This window comes from Aliinostoc sp. HNIBRCY26 (genome assembly GCF_050235535.1).
GTDB lineage: Bacteria > Cyanobacteriota > Cyanobacteriia > Cyanobacteriales > Nostocaceae > Trichormus.
Window position 1 is genome coordinate 5723195 of the sequence record NZ_CP189852.1, and the last position, 18040, is coordinate 5741234.

General features: G+C 40.4%; 14 protein-coding genes and 1 tRNA gene. 11 read left to right on the plus strand and 4 right to left on the minus strand.

Annotated elements, in window-relative coordinates:
• Positions 1-46: 46 nt before the first annotated feature.
• Both ctaD and ACQFX9_RS24230 read left to right on the plus strand, forming a co-directional pair.
• On the plus strand, positions 47-1765 hold the full coding sequence (gene ctaD / locus ACQFX9_RS24225) for a cytochrome c oxidase subunit I (protein WP_427159138.1): 1719 nt from the start codon (positions 47-49) through the stop codon (positions 1763-1765).
• A 168-nt stretch (positions 1766-1933) separates the two neighbouring features.
• Positions 1934-2557, plus strand: coding sequence for a cytochrome c oxidase subunit 3 (locus tag ACQFX9_RS24230; protein WP_427159139.1), 624 nt, complete (start codon positions 1934-1936; stop codon positions 2555-2557).
• A gap of 412 nt (positions 2558-2969) precedes the next feature.
• Here the strand turns inward: ACQFX9_RS24230 and ACQFX9_RS24235 are convergent, their stop codons facing one another.
• Together ACQFX9_RS24235 and ACQFX9_RS24240 are read right to left on the minus strand one after the other, a co-directional pair.
• Positions 2970-3407: a hypothetical protein gene (locus ACQFX9_RS24235; RefSeq protein ID WP_427159140.1), complete on the minus strand. Its 438-nt coding sequence runs from the start codon at positions 3405-3407 to the stop codon at positions 2970-2972.
• A gap of 117 nt (positions 3408-3524) precedes the next feature.
• The gene (locus ACQFX9_RS24240; protein ID WP_427159141.1) at positions 3525-4388 is read right to left on the minus strand and encodes a zinc metalloprotease HtpX; all 864 of its coding nucleotides are present in this window, start codon (positions 4386-4388) and stop codon (positions 3525-3527) included.
• A gap of 408 nt (positions 4389-4796) precedes the next feature.
• On the opposite strand from ACQFX9_RS24240, the gene crcB reads away from it, so the two are divergent.
• On the plus strand, positions 4797-5270 hold the full coding sequence (crcB, locus tag ACQFX9_RS24245; RefSeq protein WP_427159142.1) for a fluoride efflux transporter CrcB: 474 nt from the start codon (positions 4797-4799) through the stop codon (positions 5268-5270).
• A 190-nt stretch (positions 5271-5460) separates the two neighbouring features.
• The gene (locus ACQFX9_RS24250; RefSeq protein WP_427159143.1) at positions 5461-7062 is read left to right on the plus strand and encodes an SMI1/KNR4 family protein; all 1602 of its coding nucleotides are present in this window, start codon (positions 5461-5463) and stop codon (positions 7060-7062) included.
• Between the two features lie 85 nt (positions 7063-7147).
• Here the strand turns inward: ACQFX9_RS24250 and mltA are convergent, their stop codons facing one another.
• Positions 7148-8365, minus strand: a complete 1218-nt coding sequence (gene mltA / locus ACQFX9_RS24255; protein ID WP_427159144.1) for a murein transglycosylase A — start codon at positions 8363-8365, stop codon at positions 7148-7150.
• Positions 8366-8774: 409 nt separating this feature from the next.
• Between mltA and rsgA the strand changes: the two genes are divergently transcribed.
• From rsgA to ACQFX9_RS24270, 3 genes are all read left to right on the plus strand, one after another.
• A complete protein-coding gene (gene rsgA / locus ACQFX9_RS24260; RefSeq protein WP_427159145.1) occupies positions 8775-9836 on the plus strand; it encodes a ribosome small subunit-dependent GTPase A in 1062 nt (353 codons plus the stop codon).
• A 388-nt stretch (positions 9837-10224) separates the two neighbouring features.
• The gene (locus ACQFX9_RS24265; protein ID WP_427159146.1) at positions 10225-12522 is read left to right on the plus strand and encodes a PAS domain-containing protein; all 2298 of its coding nucleotides are present in this window, start codon (positions 10225-10227) and stop codon (positions 12520-12522) included.
• A 58-nt stretch (positions 12523-12580) separates the two neighbouring features.
• Positions 12581-13909 carry a hybrid sensor histidine kinase/response regulator gene (locus tag ACQFX9_RS24270; protein ID WP_427159148.1) on the plus strand — a complete coding sequence of 443 codons (1329 nt, stop codon included), beginning with the start codon at positions 12581-12583 and terminating at the stop codon, positions 13907-13909.
• Positions 13910-14031: 122 nt separating this feature from the next.
• Here the strand turns inward: ACQFX9_RS24270 and ACQFX9_RS24275 are convergent, their stop codons facing one another.
• Positions 14032-15543 (minus strand): hydroxysqualene dehydroxylase, encoded by a 1512-nt coding sequence (locus ACQFX9_RS24275; RefSeq protein WP_427159149.1) that lies wholly within the window; start codon positions 15541-15543, stop codon positions 14032-14034.
• 345 nt (positions 15544-15888) lie between these two features.
• Here ACQFX9_RS24275 and ACQFX9_RS24280 point away from each other — a divergent pair, with 345 nt between their 5' ends.
• The 4 genes from ACQFX9_RS24280 (at position 15889) to rplL (ending at position 17972) form a co-directional block, all read left to right on the plus strand.
• Positions 15889-16089, plus strand: coding sequence for a hypothetical protein (locus ACQFX9_RS24280; RefSeq protein WP_427159150.1), 201 nt, complete (start codon positions 15889-15891; stop codon positions 16087-16089).
• A gap of 501 nt (positions 16090-16590) precedes the next feature.
• Positions 16591-17316 (plus strand): hypothetical protein, encoded by a 726-nt coding sequence (locus ACQFX9_RS24285; protein ID WP_427159151.1) that lies wholly within the window; start codon positions 16591-16593, stop codon positions 17314-17316.
• A gap of 32 nt (positions 17317-17348) precedes the next feature.
• Positions 17349-17419, plus strand: a tRNA-Ser gene (locus ACQFX9_RS24290).
• A gap of 172 nt (positions 17420-17591) precedes the next feature.
• Positions 17592-17972: a 50S ribosomal protein L7/L12 gene (rplL, locus tag ACQFX9_RS24295; protein WP_427159152.1), complete on the plus strand. Its 381-nt coding sequence runs from the start codon at positions 17592-17594 to the stop codon at positions 17970-17972.
• Positions 17973-18040 lie beyond the last annotated feature (68 nt).

Sequence of the window (18040 nt, forward strand, 5' to 3'; positions counted from 1 at the left end):
GATTTTGAATTTTGAATTTTGAATTTTGAATTCGGAGCGAAGCGACGTGACACAAGCTCAGTTACAAGAAACTGCCAACATCTCGGCTCACCATGCAGAGCCAGGGACGAGAAAATGGCAAGATTACTTTAGCTTCAACACCGATCACAAGGTCATTGGACTGCAATATCTGGTGACTTCGTTCGTTTTTTACTGTATTGGCGGCGTTTTGGCTGACTTAGTGCGTACAGAATTGCGAACGCCAGAAGTAGATTTTGTAACTCCAGAAGTTTACAACAGCCTGTTTACCCTGCACGCCACAATCATGATTTTCTTGTGGATTGTGCCAGCCGGGGCAGGATTTGCTAATTATTTAATTCCCTTGATGATTGGGGCCAAAGATATGGCATTCCCCAGATTGAATGCTGTAGCTTTTTGGATGATTCCGCCTTCTGGTGTATTACTCATCGCTAGTTTAGTGGTGGGTGATGCACCGGATGCAGGTTGGACTTCCTACCCTCCCTTAAGTTTGATGACGGGACAGGTAGGCCAAGCAATTTGGATTATGAGTATCCTACTGTTGGGTACATCATCAATTCTGGGGGCGATTAATTTTCTCGTTACCTTGCTGAAGATGCGTATCCCGACAATGGGTTTCCATCAAATGCCCTTGTTTTGTTGGGCGATGCTGGCGACTTCGGCGTTAGTTTTACTGTCTACACCAGTCTTAGCCGCAGGTTTAATTCTCCTGTCCTTTGACTTATTGGCAGGAACGACATTTTTTAATCCCACTGGTGGTGGTGATCCGGTAGTTTACCAGCATATGTTCTGGTTTTACTCCCACCCGGCAGTATATATCATGATTTTGCCCTTTTTTGGGGGAATATCCGAGATTATTCCTATTCACTCCCGTAAACCCATTTTCGGATATAAAGCGATCGCCTATTCATCTTTAGCCATCAGTTTCTTAGGGCTAATTGTCTGGGCGCACCATATGTTTACCAGTGGTATTCCTGGCTGGTTACGGATGTTTTTCATGATTACCACCATGATTATCGCCGTACCCACAGGGATTAAAATCTTTAGCTGGTTGGCGACAATGTGGGGAGGCAAAATCCAATTTAACAGCCCCATGTTATTCGCAATGGGTTTTGTGGGAACGTTTGTGATTGGTGGGATTAGTGGTGTGATGTTGGCAGCCGTGCCTTTTGATATCCACGTCCACGACACCTATTTTGTCGTCGCACACCTACACTATGTACTGTTCGGTGGTAGCGTTCTAGGAATTTTCGCTGCCATTTATCATTGGTTTCCCAAAATGACAGGACGGATGTTCAATGAATTTTGGGGGAAAGTGCATTTTGTCTTAACAATTGTGGGTTTGAATATGACATTTCTACCCATGCACAAACTAGGGTTAATGGGCATGAATCGCCGTGTGGCGCAGTATGACCCCAAATTTGCCCTATTAAACGAAATCTGCACTTACGGCTCTTATATTCTGGCTGTTTCCACATTTCCCTTTATCATCAACGCTATTTGGAGTTGGCTGTACGGTGAGAAAGCCCCGAATAATCCCTGGAAAGCACTCACCCTAGAGTGGATGACCACATCACCACCAGCCATTGAGAATTTTGATACACTCCCAGTCTTAACCACTGGCCCCTATGACTATGGGGTACAACACGCACCAGCCAACGTATCCCCATCTGAGAATCCCGTACTCAGGGCTGATCCTGATGAGCCATATCCCAGTATTGAGTCTGATTTAGAAGTTAGAAGGTAGAAGCAGGGGGAAGGGGAGGCAGGGGGGCAGGGCGCAGGGCGCAGGGGGAGAAAAAGACAATCCCCAGTCCCCAGTCCCCAGCGATGCACTGAGCTTGCCGAAGTGTCCCCAGTCCCCAATCCCCAATCCCCAGTCCCCAATCCCCAATCCACTCATTAATTAACATTCATGCAAAGTCAAACAATTGACCCAGCGAAAACGGAACTGAATCATCACCATACAGCAGAGACAGTTGGTCATCATGAAGAACATCCCGATCATCGTCTGTTTGGGTTGTTCGTCTTCTTGGTTGCTGAAGGGATGATTTTTATGGGGTTGTTCGGAGCTTATTTAGCTTTCCGTTCAACTTTACCTGTGTGGCCGCCAGCCGGCACACCAGAATTAGAACTCCTATTACCTGGAGTTAACACTGTTAACCTGATTGCTAGTAGCTTTGTGATGCACAATGCCGATACTGCAATCAAAAAGAATGATGCTAAAGGAATGCGTACTTGGTTGGCGATTACTGCCGCAATGGGCGCAATTTTCTTAGTAGGACAGGTTTACGAGTACACACATTTAGAATTTGGCTTAACAACTAACTTATTTGCCAGTGCATTTTATGTGTTGACTGGTTTCCACGGTTTGCACGTCACTATCGGCGTTTTAGCCATTTTAGCGGTGTTGTGGCGATCGCGCACTCCTGGTCACTACAGTAACGAAAAACACTTTGGTGTGGAAGCTGCGGAAATATATTGGCACTTCGTTGATGTAATTTGGATTATTTTGTTCGGATTACTGTATTTACTGTAGGTATTAATTAATAGTTGTTCACTCCACGCGGACAACTTAAGATTCTACACCCCCCCTTTGGGGGTTTTTTTGTTGGGATTGGGGACTGGGGACTGGGGATTAGGGATTGGGGACACTTCGGCAAGCTCAGTGCATCGCTGGGGACTGGGGACTGGGGATTGGTAAAGAATTCTACCTTGTCTCCCTTGTCTCCCTTGCCCCCTGCCCCCCTGCTGACAGGTGTAGGTTTTTTATGTGGGCATGAGTAGGCACTCTCAAACAGAGTTTTCAACGTGGTTCAAATAACGAAATTTCGTTATTAGGTCGAAAATCAGACACTAAAATTTGAGTTCCCGACCAACGAAAAAACCTCATTTCAGCCACGTTTGTAAAATACCTACACCTGTCAGATGCCCCCCTGCCCCCCTGCCTCCTATCGCTGACGGGGTGCATTAAAGGCTTCCCAACCAGCTTTGACTGCATTTTGTAGACGTGTATTAAAATCTACAAACTCTTTCATCATTAAATGCCAGTTTCTTTCGGTTTCTTCTTGAAACACTGCCCAGAAATATTCTAAGCGATCGCCTCCAGTAAGGCGTAGCCCATCGCGCTCCATAATTTTTTCACCTTCAATTGCTTCCCGTGCTTTGCGAACAACATTTAAATAAGTTTCACGAGTAAGTTTACCTGCTGACTCTGCTTCTGCTTGAGCGCGTCTTCTCAACGCTTCAATTAATGCTTTCGTTTCGCGCTTCACTTCGTCAGTTTCACCAGCCATTTCCATTTCTACTAGTTCGTCAGTTTGGGAGCTAATTTCTACCACGATAGTAGATTCCACAATTTCTACAGATTCGATGTTGTCATTATTCATAGTTGAAACATCCTCTTAGTTGTTGTTATTAGTCATTAGGGAACAGGGAACAGGGAACGGTTTTTCTCATCATCTACCTTGCCTGCCTTGTCTGCCTTGTCTCCAATCCCCCATTCCCTATGCCCTAATTTGCTGTTCTATCTTCAGTAATTGTTCAACTCGTGCTGCGGTTGCGGGGTGACTAGAAAATAAATTACCCAGGAATTGTCCAGAGATGGGGTTGATGATTAGTAATGGTTCAAAAGCGGGGTTAGCGTCTAGAGGTAATTGCCTAGCGGTGGCTTCTAATCTTTGCAATGCACGAGCTAAGGCACGGGGATTACCTGTTAATCTAGCAGCACCAGCATCGGCAGAAAACTCTCTTGTGCGGGATATTGCTAATTGAATAATTGTCGCTGCAATAGGGGCGAGAATAACTGTTAATAAGACTCCTAAAGGATTACCGCCTCTTTCGTTATCTCTTCCGCCTACACCCCCAAACCATAAGCTATAACTTAACATCTGCGCTAAGAAAGATATTGCACCGGCAACGGTAGCAGCTACAGCTTGGGTTAAGGTGTCTCGGTTAATAATATGTGTGAGTTCGTGAGCAATTACCCCTTCTAATTCATCCTCTGGCAAGATATTTAAAATACCTTCAGTCACGGCTACTGCTGCGTGTTCTGGATCTCGTCCTGTAGCGAAAGCATTAGCAGTTTGACTAGGAACAATATACACTCCCGGCATAGGAATATTAGCCCGTTGCGATAATCTCTGCACCATGCGATATAGTCCTGGTGCTTGGCTTTCACTCACAGGTTGGGCTTGGTAAACTGCGAGGGCAATTTTATCTGATTGATACCAAGACAATAAGTTAGTGACTGCGGCTAATCCAATACCTATGATTAAGCCGCCAGTTCCACCGATTACCCAATAACTAATAGCAATTAACAAGCCACTGAGAGCAGCAAGTAAAGCAACTGTTTTAAATTGATTTCCCATATTTTTATCTCCTGCTAATGCTGCTCTGATGTTTTGTAGTTGTCTTGAAAAACAGCATTATTGAAGCTACACTCTGATTGTATCTAGCCCAACTCATCCGTAGGGTACAGATAACCTGTCATCTGAGTACGGTTTTCCCACTCATGGCAATTTTGGATTTTGGATTTTGGATTTTGAATGCAACAAATTAAATTGTGAAATTATTTGCATATTTAGGAAACAGAAAACTGTTCAAAGTTTTGTTTAAAAATTAAGTGTAAATCCTATAGACTATTAAATAATTCTTAAAAAAACTCTCCAAGGTTATTTGAAAAGTATGCAGATGTGACTTTAAGTACATTCATATCCCCCCTAGCTAAAAAATGGTGGGAAAAATAATCAAGGAAAATCACACAAAGTAGGTGCATTATGTGGTTCGGTTTTAAAAGTTTACTGGAGCATGGTTTACAACTAATTACTATAGCCCCAAGATTAGTTACGGAAGTATTACAACAACCTTCAGTGCGGAATCCTATAGCGGTAAGTTTAGGTGCGATCGCAGGTGCTTTAAGTCGCTACTATTTAAGCTTGTGGTTTGCTCAATGCTTCGGTACAAGTTTCCCCTACGGCACATTTTTTATTAATATTAGTGGTTGTTTGGTGATGGGTTTCTTCTTTACATTCGCTGTTAATAAAATAGCAATAATTTCTCCTGAAATACGGTTATTAGTTGCTGTCGGTTTTTTGGGTGCTTACACTACTTTTTCTACCTATGCGTTAGATACTGTTAGCCTCTTCAATAATCAAAATTTCATCGCTGCCAATATTTATTTATTCGGTAGTGTCCTTTTAGGACTTATCAGCCTTCAGCTAGGTATGATTTTAGCTCGATTTTTGCCTTAGCAGGGGACTTCCAATTTAAAAAATAATACTATCAAAGACAGTTGTTTTGAAGAAGATAAATTTGATAGTTGACTTTTGGAAGTCCCCAGATTTTTGGAATCTGAAGGCGTAGGGGGAAAATCAATGAGTATTAAATATTGTTTGCAAAATAGGGAAATATAGATTTGTCAGGTTCTTATACCAATTCTCTATGAAGTTGCATCCAATCAATGATGTAGAGACGTTGCATAACATCTCTACAGTACAGAACAAAGTCTATCTTCATCAAGAAACGGTATTAAACAATATTGCCAAAAATCTTATGCAACCTTTACCTCAAGATTGTGCTGAACTTTTCTCACAGCTAACTGAACAAGTTAAAACCGCACCTCCTGATTCTGCTAATGAAGCCGTTTATCAAGCCGGAGTTTTACTTTTCCTCGCCGGATATGGTGAAGCGGCTTATCAAACTTTTCTCAAATTGCTCAGTGGAGAATTGCGTCTTAGTAAAGCCAGTTCATTAATACATCAGCTTGAATCTAGTATATTACCTAGTTTGTGTTACGGATTAGGTATTCCGTACCCTACCACACCTAACCAAGAAGCATTAAATCTGCAAGAATTAACCGATTTAATATTTCAAAATGAGCGACAAAATCGTAGTATGCTCCTGTTAGATAGATTCTCTGTAGCAGATTTAAATTTACCACCAGCAATTGCTAAATTCGTACCACCACCTCCACCAATTAAAGCCAAGTTTACAGACGAATACATACAACAAATGCTGGGGCGTAGCGAGCAGCTACATCAAGGTGAAATTAGTCTTTTTATGCAAGATGCTTTCAGAAAATTGCAAGTTTTATCTAAAAATAATCAATTTACTGAAGCACTGAAGCTTGTTGATATCTATGAGCAAGTTTGTCAAGTATGGCAAGTAGAAACTAAAGATTGGATTTCAGAGACAGTCAAAATTATTGCTATTGATTTATGCTTCCGTAATGGCGAGGAAAATAAAGCTAGAGAATATTTATTAAATTGGTGGATGACAAGCAGTAGAAATACACTATCTATAAATACTCTAGTTTACTTATGCTCTGCAACACGCGCTTTTTTAGCAGGTGTACTTAGAGCAGTGATGAATATTTCTCCTATGCAAGTTGATGAATTTTTAGATAGCCTGAACAAACGCACTTATATACCACAGAAAAGTTTCACACCTTCTGTATTAGACTGGCAAATTTTTATGGAAGCTTGGAATGAAAAACTATTGGCTGGTAAATTAGCAGAAAATATCGAGAGTTACTCAGACTGGTTTTCAGAAGCAGTATCTCAGAAAAAATGTAGTAAACAAGGCGCATCGGCATCAGAGATTCTAGAATTAGAACGTCGGTTGGGTAAAACTTTACCACCAAGCTACAAAAACTTTCTTTTATATAGCAATGGTTGGGTAATTTTAAACGAATATTGCACTTTACTAGGGACAAAAGATGTTGACTGGTTCTATACCCTTAACCAAGAATGGGTTGATGTTTGGCATGGAATAGAACGAGATGAAGTTGATGATGAAACATACTTTTTGTATGGTAGACATCAAGACCCTTGCCATATTAGAACCAGATATATGAAAACGGCTTTGCAAATTAGCACTGATCATGATGGTTATGTGTATCTTCTCAATCCTATGGTTATAGATGAACAGGGAGAATGGGAAGCTTGGGACTTTGGTAATAAGATTGCAGGTGCTTACCGTTACCGCACATTTTGGGACATGATGCAGGCTGTTTATAAACGTTCTTTTCGTGACGACAAATAAGTGGGTGTAACAGCTTAGTCACGTACCACAAGATAAAATCAAGGCAGAATACTATTCTGCCTCTACAACCCCACGATCGCCTAATTTATTTCAACAATAAGTAATATATAGAACCTGTAGTGACTGTAATACCGGCGCGATCGCCTGCTAAATCACCATAGCCTAAGAAATAATCAACTCTACCAGGGCCTTTGATAGCACTACCTGTATCTTGATCTAAGACAAAGCGGCTGACTCGGCGTTGCACCAATTTCTTACCCCGTTCTGGATATGGAAATGTAGCATTAATTACTGCTAATGCTCCAGGAGGCATAATAGATTTATCTGTCGCAATGGAACGTTCTGGTACTAGCGGCACACTAATACTACCTGTAGCTGGTTCACCTTTGGTTTCTTTGAAAAAAATAAATCTTTCCCAGCGTGGTAAATAATTATCCATTGATTTAGGGTTTTTCTGGAAATAACGGATAATTCCTGGCATATTTAATTCTTCTTTGGAGAGTTTGCCATCTTGAAACAGCAACCTCCCAACACTCGTCCAAGGATAATCTGTTCCGCGCACAAAGCCGACACTAGTTTGAGTTCCATCAGTCAAGTTAAGTTTGGCTGAACCTTGGATGTGAATCATGTATGCTTGAAAGCGATCGCGTAACCAAAACATTTCTAAACCGTTTAATCGGCTTTTATTACCTAATAAGCCGTTTACCCCTTCTAATTCCACCCGTGTAGGATGGGGTTTAGGCCATTGCTCAAAGTCTGCGGGTAGGCGATAAATAGGATATTTGTATTGTGCAGTGCGGGTGCGACTGGCTTGATAAATCGGTGCGTAGTAAGCAGTAAACTTGACTCTACCTTGATTATCATCACCCACTGACTTATAAAATGCAAACTCCCGCTTGACAGATGCTTGCAGTTGTGTAGGTGATTTGGCTGTAGCTACCAACTGGCGAAACCGTTTTAAACTGCGGCGTACTCGGTCGATGGTAATTTCTTTGATAGGGTAATTATTATAGGCAGCGATCGCTTTTGGTGTATTTAAATAACTCAAACTATTGTCAATTGATTTTAATAGAGATTGGCGATCTCTTTTTAAACTGCCATGACCTAAAAACAATTGTTCATCCCAACCCAAACAAGCACGCGCAGGTTTACAGTTTGTGCCAATATCCACCAGTTTTAACGCAGGTGTTACCTGAGATGGTGGTGCTGCTGGTTGGGGAGTTACCTGACTCACAGCGATTGGTAACGGGTTGAAAAGTGCAATTCCCAAACCCAAGGAAAATAAAGCCAACGTTCTTTTCATGTTCTACCTCATCTCAGGTTTGCGTCATTGATCAAACATTAGGACATTAGAGCCAAGCTTTAGTTTCCGCTAACTATACTAAAAACTCCGAAGTTAGTAAAAGTTTTTCTGGAATGAGCTAATGTAGTAATGTAGATTATTTCCTGTAGTACGCTAAGGAGCAGAAATATGACTGTGTTTGTTGCTGTCCGAGTTACTCTCCCCATTTCTACCCAAACTACACAAAGCACAAACTTGTAGGAATACATCTTATACCAATTTGAAAAAAGAATGCGACAGATGTACAGCCCCAAATGCTTGCCCTGTCTTGATTCTTAATTTTGAATTTTGAATTTTGAATTTTGAATTGGTGTTAATTCCTCCGGTGTAGCTTTGTGTGGCAAAAGCGACAAACATCGAGGAAATATCAATGAATTTGACAGATTTAGGCTGGAGTGACTTTTTTGCTCACAGCTTTGCACCCTATGGCGAAAAAGGATTTAATATTGCTAGGGTGGCGATCGCCTATAAAAACACCTACATTTTGTATGGTGAACAAGGCGAACTCACAGCAGCAGTTTCAGGTAAATTCAGACATCGCAACCATCAACCTGAAGATTTTCCCGCCGTTGGAGATTGGGTTGTCATCCAAACACCAGAATCAGCAGCCCAAGCAACTATCCACGAGATTTTACCAAGAAAAAGCCAGTTTTCCCGCAAAACAGTAGGCAGTAAAACCGCCCAGCAAATCGTTGCTACCAATGTAGATACAATCTTTCTCGTCTCAGGTTTAGACGGAGACTTTAACCCCAGACGCATCGAAAGATATCTGATTTTGGCTTGGGAAAGTGGCGCGAATCCGGTTATTGTCTTAAACAAAGCAGACCTATGCAACTGTTTGGATGATTACCTATCCGACGTAGAAACCGTTGCCCTTGGTGTACCTACTATTGTATTAAGTGCTACTAATAACCAAGGATTATCCGCCTTACAACCTTACCTACAACCAGGACAAACCGTAGCGTTATTAGGTTCTTCTGGTGTGGGGAAATCTACCATCACCAACCAACTCAAAAGTGAAACAGTGCAAGTTGTGCAACCAGTCCGGCGCGGGGATGACCGGGGTAGACACACAACCACACATCGGGAATTGATTTTACTACCGACTGGCGGCTTAATTATTGATACACCAGGTATGCGGGAAATTCAGATGTGGGGAAGTGAGGAAAGCTTGCAAGGAACTTTTGCAGACATCGAGGCTTTAGCCAAAAAATGTCGCTTTCGTGATTGTCAGCATCAGCATGAACCAGGTTGTGCAGTGCAGCAAGCATTGATAGCGGGGAAACTCGATACATCTAGACTTCTTAGTTACCAAAAATTGCAAAAAGAACTGAGTTATTTGGTACGCAAACAAGATCATCAGGCGCAGCTAGCAGAAAAAGAACGGTGGAAGAAAATCCATAAAGCTATGCGACATCATCACAAACACTGACTGTTTTACAGCAATGGAAAACTTCTGCTAAAACTACTGATCTAATTTTTAGCAATTACATCAAGATATTAAATAATTTTTATAGTTATTAGTAAATTTAACGTGCTTAAATTTACTAATTTTTTTCATAATATGACAACCTAAAATTGTCAATATATCAAATGTTATGAGTTCAAAAATTCCTATTTGAGCTATTATTTCCGTTTTTGTCCGGATCTCAGCTTCAACACTTCAAGGTTTAAATAGATAGAAGGTAATTAAAAATATCTATTTTAATTATGTTTTTTAGTACAACTCATCTCAATTCAAGATACTTAACTAAATAAAAAATATTAAACAACAAGTTGCATATATCAGGTATTCACATTCAAACTCAATAACACTTACCATGAGCCAAAAATTGCCATCCAGGAAGCAAGAACAGTCAAATGTGAGTGAAGCAGCACCGCCATTCCATCAACAAGAAGAACTAGACAATGTAAAAAGTCAGTGGATTGGCACTAACTCTAATATGGCTCAGTATGCAAGTACAACATACTTGCAGCAGGTAATTGAATATGCTCCAGTAGCAATGGTCATCTTTGATCAACAGATGCGTTATCTTCATGTCAGCCGTCAATGGTTAGAAGACTATCAACTAACTAATGAGATTATTGGACGTTCGCACTATGAAGTATTTCCCGACATTCCCCCAGAGTGGAGACAGATTTATCAACGGTGTTTAGCCGGAGAAATGTTGCAATGTGATGAAGATAGCTATCCCAGAGCCGATGGAACTGTAGAGTGGGTAAGTTGGATGCTCCGTCCTTGGCATCAACCCAATGGTGAAATTGGTGGCATTATGATGTTTAGTGAAAATATCACTAAACGTAAGCAAACAGCAATAGAACAGAAACAAACTGAAGATGCTTTGCGAGAAAGTAACACCCTATTGCGCTCAATTTTAGAAAGTACACCAGATATTATCGTAGTTAAAGATAATGAAGGTCGTCATGTCGCACTTAATTCTTATTTAGCTAGTTTTTTTGGCAAACCAATTGATGAGATTATCGGCAAAACCGATTATGAACTGTTTCCGCAGGAAATTGCCGATAAAATTATGGCTAAAGATATCCAAATTATCAACCAAGGGATTACAGAAACTTTCGAGGAAGATCATATCTCTCATGATGGTCAAATTAGAGGCACATTCCTCACCACTAAAAGTCCCTGGCGGGATGCCCAAGGTAACATTTTAGGGATGATTGGCATATCGAGAAATATTAACGATCGCAAAAAATCTGAAATCCTACTAGCTCAAGCTAAAGAAGCCGCCGAAGCCGCTAGTCATGCCAAAAGCGAATTTTTAGCCAACATGAGCCACGAATTACGCACACCTTTAAATGGCATTCTCGGCTATGCCCAGATTTTACAGCGTTCCAAACACATCAAGGAAGAAGAGCGATCGCGCGTTGATGTCATCTATCAATGCGGTTCTCATCTATTAACTCTCATTAATGACATCCTCGATTTATCAAAAATCGAAGCGCGCAAAGTCGAACTTTTACCCACAGATTTCCATTTCCCCGCCTTCCTCCAAAGTGTCGCCGAGATGTGTCGCATCCGCGCTGAACTCAAAGGCATACAATTTAACTATCAATTCGCTTCAGAATTACCCATCGGGATCACTGCCGACGAAAAACGCCTACGACAAGTCTTAATTAACCTCCTGAGTAATGCCACTAAATTTACTGATACAGGCAGTGTTAATTTTACCGTTAGCTATGCCAGTCCAGGTAAAATTCGCTTTGAAGTCCGTGACACTGGTACTGGTATTCCCCAAGACAAACTGCAAGCGATTTTTCAACCCTTCGAGCAAGCCGGAGACAACCGCCGACAAACAGAAGGTACTGGCTTAGGCTTGGCAATTAGCCAAAAAATCGTCGAATTTATGGGTAGCGAGATTAAAGTCCAAAGTGCAGTAGGTATTGGCAGTATTTTTTGGTTCGATGTGGAATTACCCACTGCTGACGAATGGGTAAAAACTTCACAAACCGATGATTACGGACAAATTATTGGTATCAAAGGCTATCAACCCAAGATTGTCATCGTTGATGATAAATGGGCTAATCGCTCGGTACTAGCTAATTTACTCAGTCCCATCGGCTTTGAAATCAAAGAAGCGGTTAACGGAGAAGACGGTTGGCAAAAAATCTTAGAATTTCAACCTGATCTCGTCATCACCGATTTATTAATGCCAGAACTAGATGGATTTTTACTGATTCAGCGTATTCGTCAGTCAGAAGCATTTAAAGACATTATTATTATCGTCTCATCAGCCAGCGTATTTGAAAGTGATCAACATCGGAGTATAGAGGTAGGAGGAAATGACTTTCTACCTAAACCCATACAAGCCTTTGATCTATTCCAAAAAATACGAAAATACCTCAACCTCGAATGGCTCTATGAACAGCCAGAAATTGTCAACCAATCAACAGAAAACCTTGAAATCATCGCCCCACCGCCGGCAGAAATAGCAACCATATATGAGTTAGTTATGAAAGGTAATTTTAAAGGCATCATCAAACAAGCAGTCTTACTGGAAGAAACTGATAAAAAATACATCCCCTTCGCCAAGAAATTACAACAATTAGCCAAAAACTTTCAAGACCAGGAAATATTATCGCTGATTCAATCTTACAAGTAAGTATTTCCCCTAGCATCTCTTACAAAATCAACTTTAATTATCAATCTGGGTTAATAATATGAGTTTTACCGTTGTGCAACCTCCAACAGTTTTAGTTGTTGATGATAATCCTGCTAATTTGGGTGTTTTATCAGATGCCCTTGACCAATCAGGTTTAGAAGTTTTGGTGGCAAAATCCGGCATAGTAGCTCTAGAAAGAGTCAAATATGCTCTACCAGATTTAATTTTATTAGATGTGATGATGCCAGAAATGGATGGATTTGAAACTTGTCAAAAATTAAAATCAAATCCAGATACTCAAAATATTCCAGTCATTTTTATGACTGCTCTATCTGATACCAAAAATAAAGTCCAAGGCTTTGAAGTTGGTGCAGTAGACTACATTACCAAACCCTTTCAGCAAGAAGAGGTATTATCCAGGGTTAAACTACATTTAAATTTGCACAATTTATCTCACCAACTAGAGCAGAAAAATCTTTTATTAGAGAAGAAAGTTGCAGAAGTCAGTCAAGCCTATACTGATTTACAACAAATGCAGCTACAACTTATTCAAAGTGAGAAAATGTCCAGTTTAGGACAGATGATTGCTGGCATTGCTCACGAAATTAATAATCCTGTAAATTTTATTTATGGTAATCTGGCCCATGCCCATGAATATACGCAAGAGATTTTAAATTTAATCCATCTTTATCAAGAAGAATATCCTAACCCTACAGAACGTATTCAAGCCGTATTAGATGAAATTGATATTGAATTTATTGAGCATGATTTATTGAAGCTCATCAAATCCATGAATCTCGGTGCTAAGAGAATTAGCGAAATTGTCAAATCTACTCGCATTTTCTCTCGTTTAGATGAGGCCAATATGAAAGAGGTCAATATCCATGATGGCATTGATAGTACACTCACAATTTTAAATCACCGCCTCAAAACTAAGCCGGAACATCCAGGTATTGAAGTAATTAAAAATTATGGTGAATTGCCCCTAGTTGAATGCTATGCAGGTCAACTCAACCAAGTTTTTATGAATATTTTAGCCAATGCCATTGACGCGATAGATGAATACAATCAACAGCGAACATTTGCAGAAATTCAGCAGCATCCCAGTCAAATTACCATTAGCACCAACATGATGAATGACGAGTGGGTGTCCATACATATTGCCAATAATGGTACTGCTATCGACGAAAAAGTTAAAGCTAAGTTATTTGACCCGTTTTTTACAACTAAACCTATTGGTAAAGGTACAGGTTTAGGTTTGTCTATTAGTTACCAAATTATTGTGGAAAGACATGGCGGTTGCTTGTACTGTAAGTCTATCTCTGAACAGGGAACAGTATTTGTTATTGAAATCCCTTTGCGACAAAGAATTAGTCAAGCTGCTTAATAGCCAATAGGGTTCAGTTAAGAAATTTCTTCTGCGGTGGTAAGGGAACAACAGAAAAAATTAGGCTTATCTGAACTATATTGACTGGATAACCTAACGAAGTGAATTTTAAATTTCACTATCTATGGCAACCAAAAATTAGGCAGTATAGATTTACCAAAATTGCGTACTGTTTGATTAATATTTCTCGCTATTTGTATATGTGTCTCATCGGCTTCAATGGGTAAAATATCAGCAGGATTACCATGATTTAAATGAGAAATCACTAAATTTGCTGCCTCTAAACCTGTCACATATGCTTTTTCCTGTGACCATGAACCGTGACGGTTAATAATCCAATCACCACTCATAAATACATTTTTAAATTTCGTTTTAGCTGGCAACATATGATGATAACTCCCAGGGGCAAAATGAGTCACAGCTTGGGGTAAACGAATCACACTACTATCTATTACCTTCGCTGCTCTAAATCCTGGTACACAAGTAGTTAAATATCGCTGCACTGTCGCCACAATTTCCTCATCACTCCAATTTAAAAACTGATTGGCGTGATAAAAATCAGCTTCAATTACTGTACCTTCTTCCTGTTTATATTCATCATGTAAAGCATTCAAATCAAAGAATGTCCAGCCTGTGGTGTCATCAAAACCAAAACAAGCATTGGAAGCGCGAGGAATGTCTATTTTCCGGTCAAACCATAATCTTGTTGCTAAGACATCAATAGCCCCTAAGTTATGTAAATTACGAAATTCTGCGTGACTTTGTAAGCTGGGGCTATTGGCGACAATCTTTTTCATCCCAGTCACACCCACAGCGAAAATTACCGCATCAGCTTCAAACACTTCATCACCACAAACTACACCAGTGGCTTGATGATTACTATCAATAATTAAGTCAGTTACACGGTGTTTTGGTAATATTCTTGCACCTGCTTTTTCTATTTTTTCCACCCAGGGACGGAAGATTTTTTCACCCACAGTCCCCCGACACCAAACAACATCAAAATCAGATTGATGCGCCAAAATAAAATAATACAACATCCCCAATGTCGCGGCGGCTGAACACTGTTCACCAGGGGCAAATAAACCGACTAATAACATTGGTTCAAATGCTTCTTTATACAGTCGTGCTGACACCCCAAAAGTTTTGAATAATTCTCTTGCTGTTACATAGTCATAACGTCGCCAAGCCGCATCGGAATTATCAAAGTCAACTAAAGTAAAAAGTAAAGGTAAGGCACTGAGACGGTCAATTAATGGTAGACGTTCAAATTGAGTGTATACCAAAGTGCCGAACGGTGATGGTAGCCTGGGTAAGTCTTGAAAAATTGGTGATTCTACTTCCAAACCAGCCGGGGAATATTGGGCGGAACGTGTCCAGGTTGTGAAGGGATTAATGTTTAACTCATTGATGAGGGCGAAAATATTTCTGTAGGGATACCAGAAACCATGAATACCCGCTTCTACAGATTTACCTGCGTTGGTTTGCCAACCCGCTACTAGTCCACCAGGATAAGGGCCTGCTTCCAGAAGCGTCACATCATAACCTTGTTTGGCTAAATGGTAGGTTGCACCTAAACCAGCCCAACCAGCACCTACAACTACTACTCGTTTTGGTTGCAACTCTGCCGCCATTTCCCACTCCGTTTGTTACAGTCCATTAACTAATGTATCTGAAGTTGCAATTTAGCGCAGGAACTGACTAGTAGGGTCTGGCAGAATTTATTTTTCAGCATCTTGACATCATGTGGATTTCATACTACAAATGTAGTATGAAGAATTCAAGGTTTGTAGTGAGAACTTTAGTTCTCTCTGCGTTCTCTCCAAGAGGCTACGCCAACGCGTAGCGTGTCGTAGACAGACGATCCGCGAACAGAAAAGGACTAAAGTCCTTACTACGAACTGAATAATAGTATTTTTATGGTTTTTTCAGTTTTTCCATTTAATTAGTAATTTGTAATTAAAAAAGAGGTGATTGTGATGGTTCATATTCGATTTGAGGGACGTTCTATTGATGTTACAGAAACACAGGTAGGAATTGCGCCAGGGATGAATGATGTAGCAGTAAAAGAAAGAGTAGCGCAACATCTGGATGTGAATTGCGATCGCCTCTCAACCTATGTCATTGATCGCCGCCCTAGCGGTGATTTGATTATTCGCCCTGAAGCCGTCTACGGTTAACAAGCTTAATTTCCGTGTCCCGACACAAGAAGCATACATACGCATTGATAACGGTTCTAAGGTAGTAAAATTCGAGCGATCGAACTAGCGAAGCATGATTTTAAGTCTCTCGCAGATTTAACGTGCGCGCCCACTGCCAATATTTGGTAAGAGCAGCCGTAGCTGTAAAAAGCTTCTTAAACTTACACGGATTCATTCAATAATTCATTCCGCACCCCAACTTGTAAAGCATACAAACATCTATCCGGCAACGGAATGCAGGTACCCTGCGGGAAGGCAAAGCCTACGATTCCTGTCACTCCCTTTAGTGGGAGTGTAGCCAAAATGGTAAAGGCGATTGTGAAAACTGCTTTGCTAACTTGTGCGGAATTCCAATTACTTAAATTGTATTCATACCTAACCTGAAATCAATCACATATATGGAGGTAAATTCAATGATGTCTGCGAACTTATGTAGCTTAAAAACTCAATTTGTACATCTATTTTTAAACAACATAAGTTATGAGCGAACATCGTTTGAGCGAAATTGTGATTGAACGTCCCCGGAGTGGGATGAAAATTAGCCTCAAGAAGTTGACGGGGTTTAAAAAAGAATTACAGAGAATTACTGAAGAAGCAACTGAGGATGGATTATTTAATCCTTACCTGATTAAACCTAGAAATAAATCCAAATATCTTTCAGATCACCTTGGCCCTCTGCGCCGATTTTTACGTTCTAAAGTTGGACAACCTTGGAATGACGTTTACAGTGAACTCTGCCAAAAATTAGATCACAAGACAATGGCAGGACAACACGTTATCGGTCATTTATGGGATTACGTTGTAACCCATGTAGAAATTGTTGATGGTCATTTTTATGGAACACTTATTAACAGAGGTTATCAGATTTCCTTAGATTGGTCTTACCGCCAGCGTTTCTATGTCCATCCCGAAACAGGAATTCTTTGTGCAGTCGAGAATAAACCTCAAAAACGACAGCAGGAAGAAATTGATGTGATCATCATCGATGATTATCATCGATACCACAAAATCAATGAGATTTGGTATTTAATTACTTTTGAGGATGTTCCTAAAACGCCAACTCAGTGCGTGGAAGATGTTCTTAAAGGTTGCATTCCTATTTCCCACGCTACATTTCATCAAGGTCGCTGCATTTATGCTGTCAAGAAAAAGCAGTGTAATAAAAAGGAAATTCGATTAATTTTAAATCAAATTTCTCAAAAGTGAAGTTTTCACTTCGTACCCTAACCGAAAGAGCTTACATACTAGCCTAATTGGAAAAGGCACTTGACTTGAAAGCGAGTGATTACAGGTTCAAATCCTGTGTATGAATCAACAGCTTTTTCAACTTGTACGAAGTCTGATTTTTCCTATGATGTGGGTGAAACCTAACCCCCTTCCCTACTAGGGAAGGGGGAAAAAATCGAGCATCCTATCTCTTTTAAATCTCACCTGCCTATTACCAATCCTCTATATTTAATAGCCACTCATTGGAGGTTGCTATGTCTGTGAAAACTGTAGACATTTTAGAACAAATTAAATCTTTAACTCTTAATGAAACTGCTCAATTAGTCAAACAGATTGAAGCAACCTTCAATGTTGATGCTTCCAAACCGCAATTAGTTCGGATTGATAAACGCAATGAGGATGAGGGAAAAGCAGAAATTCAGACTGAGTTTGATGTTGTGTTGCTGTCAGTTCCAGCCGACAAAAAGATTGCTTTACTCAAAGTCATTCGCACAATCACCGGACTGGGACTCAAAGAAGCAAAAGACTTTGTGGACTCCCTTCCTCAAGTGGTTCAGTCAGGACTTAACCAAGAAGCGGCTGTAAATCTCAAGCAGCAGCTAGAGGAAACAGGAGCGATCGCATCTCTCAAATAACCATTTTATCGGCAGTTGTTGCCGCGCCCAAATCGCAGAAGCTTACATAACTCTGAAAAAGTTAAACG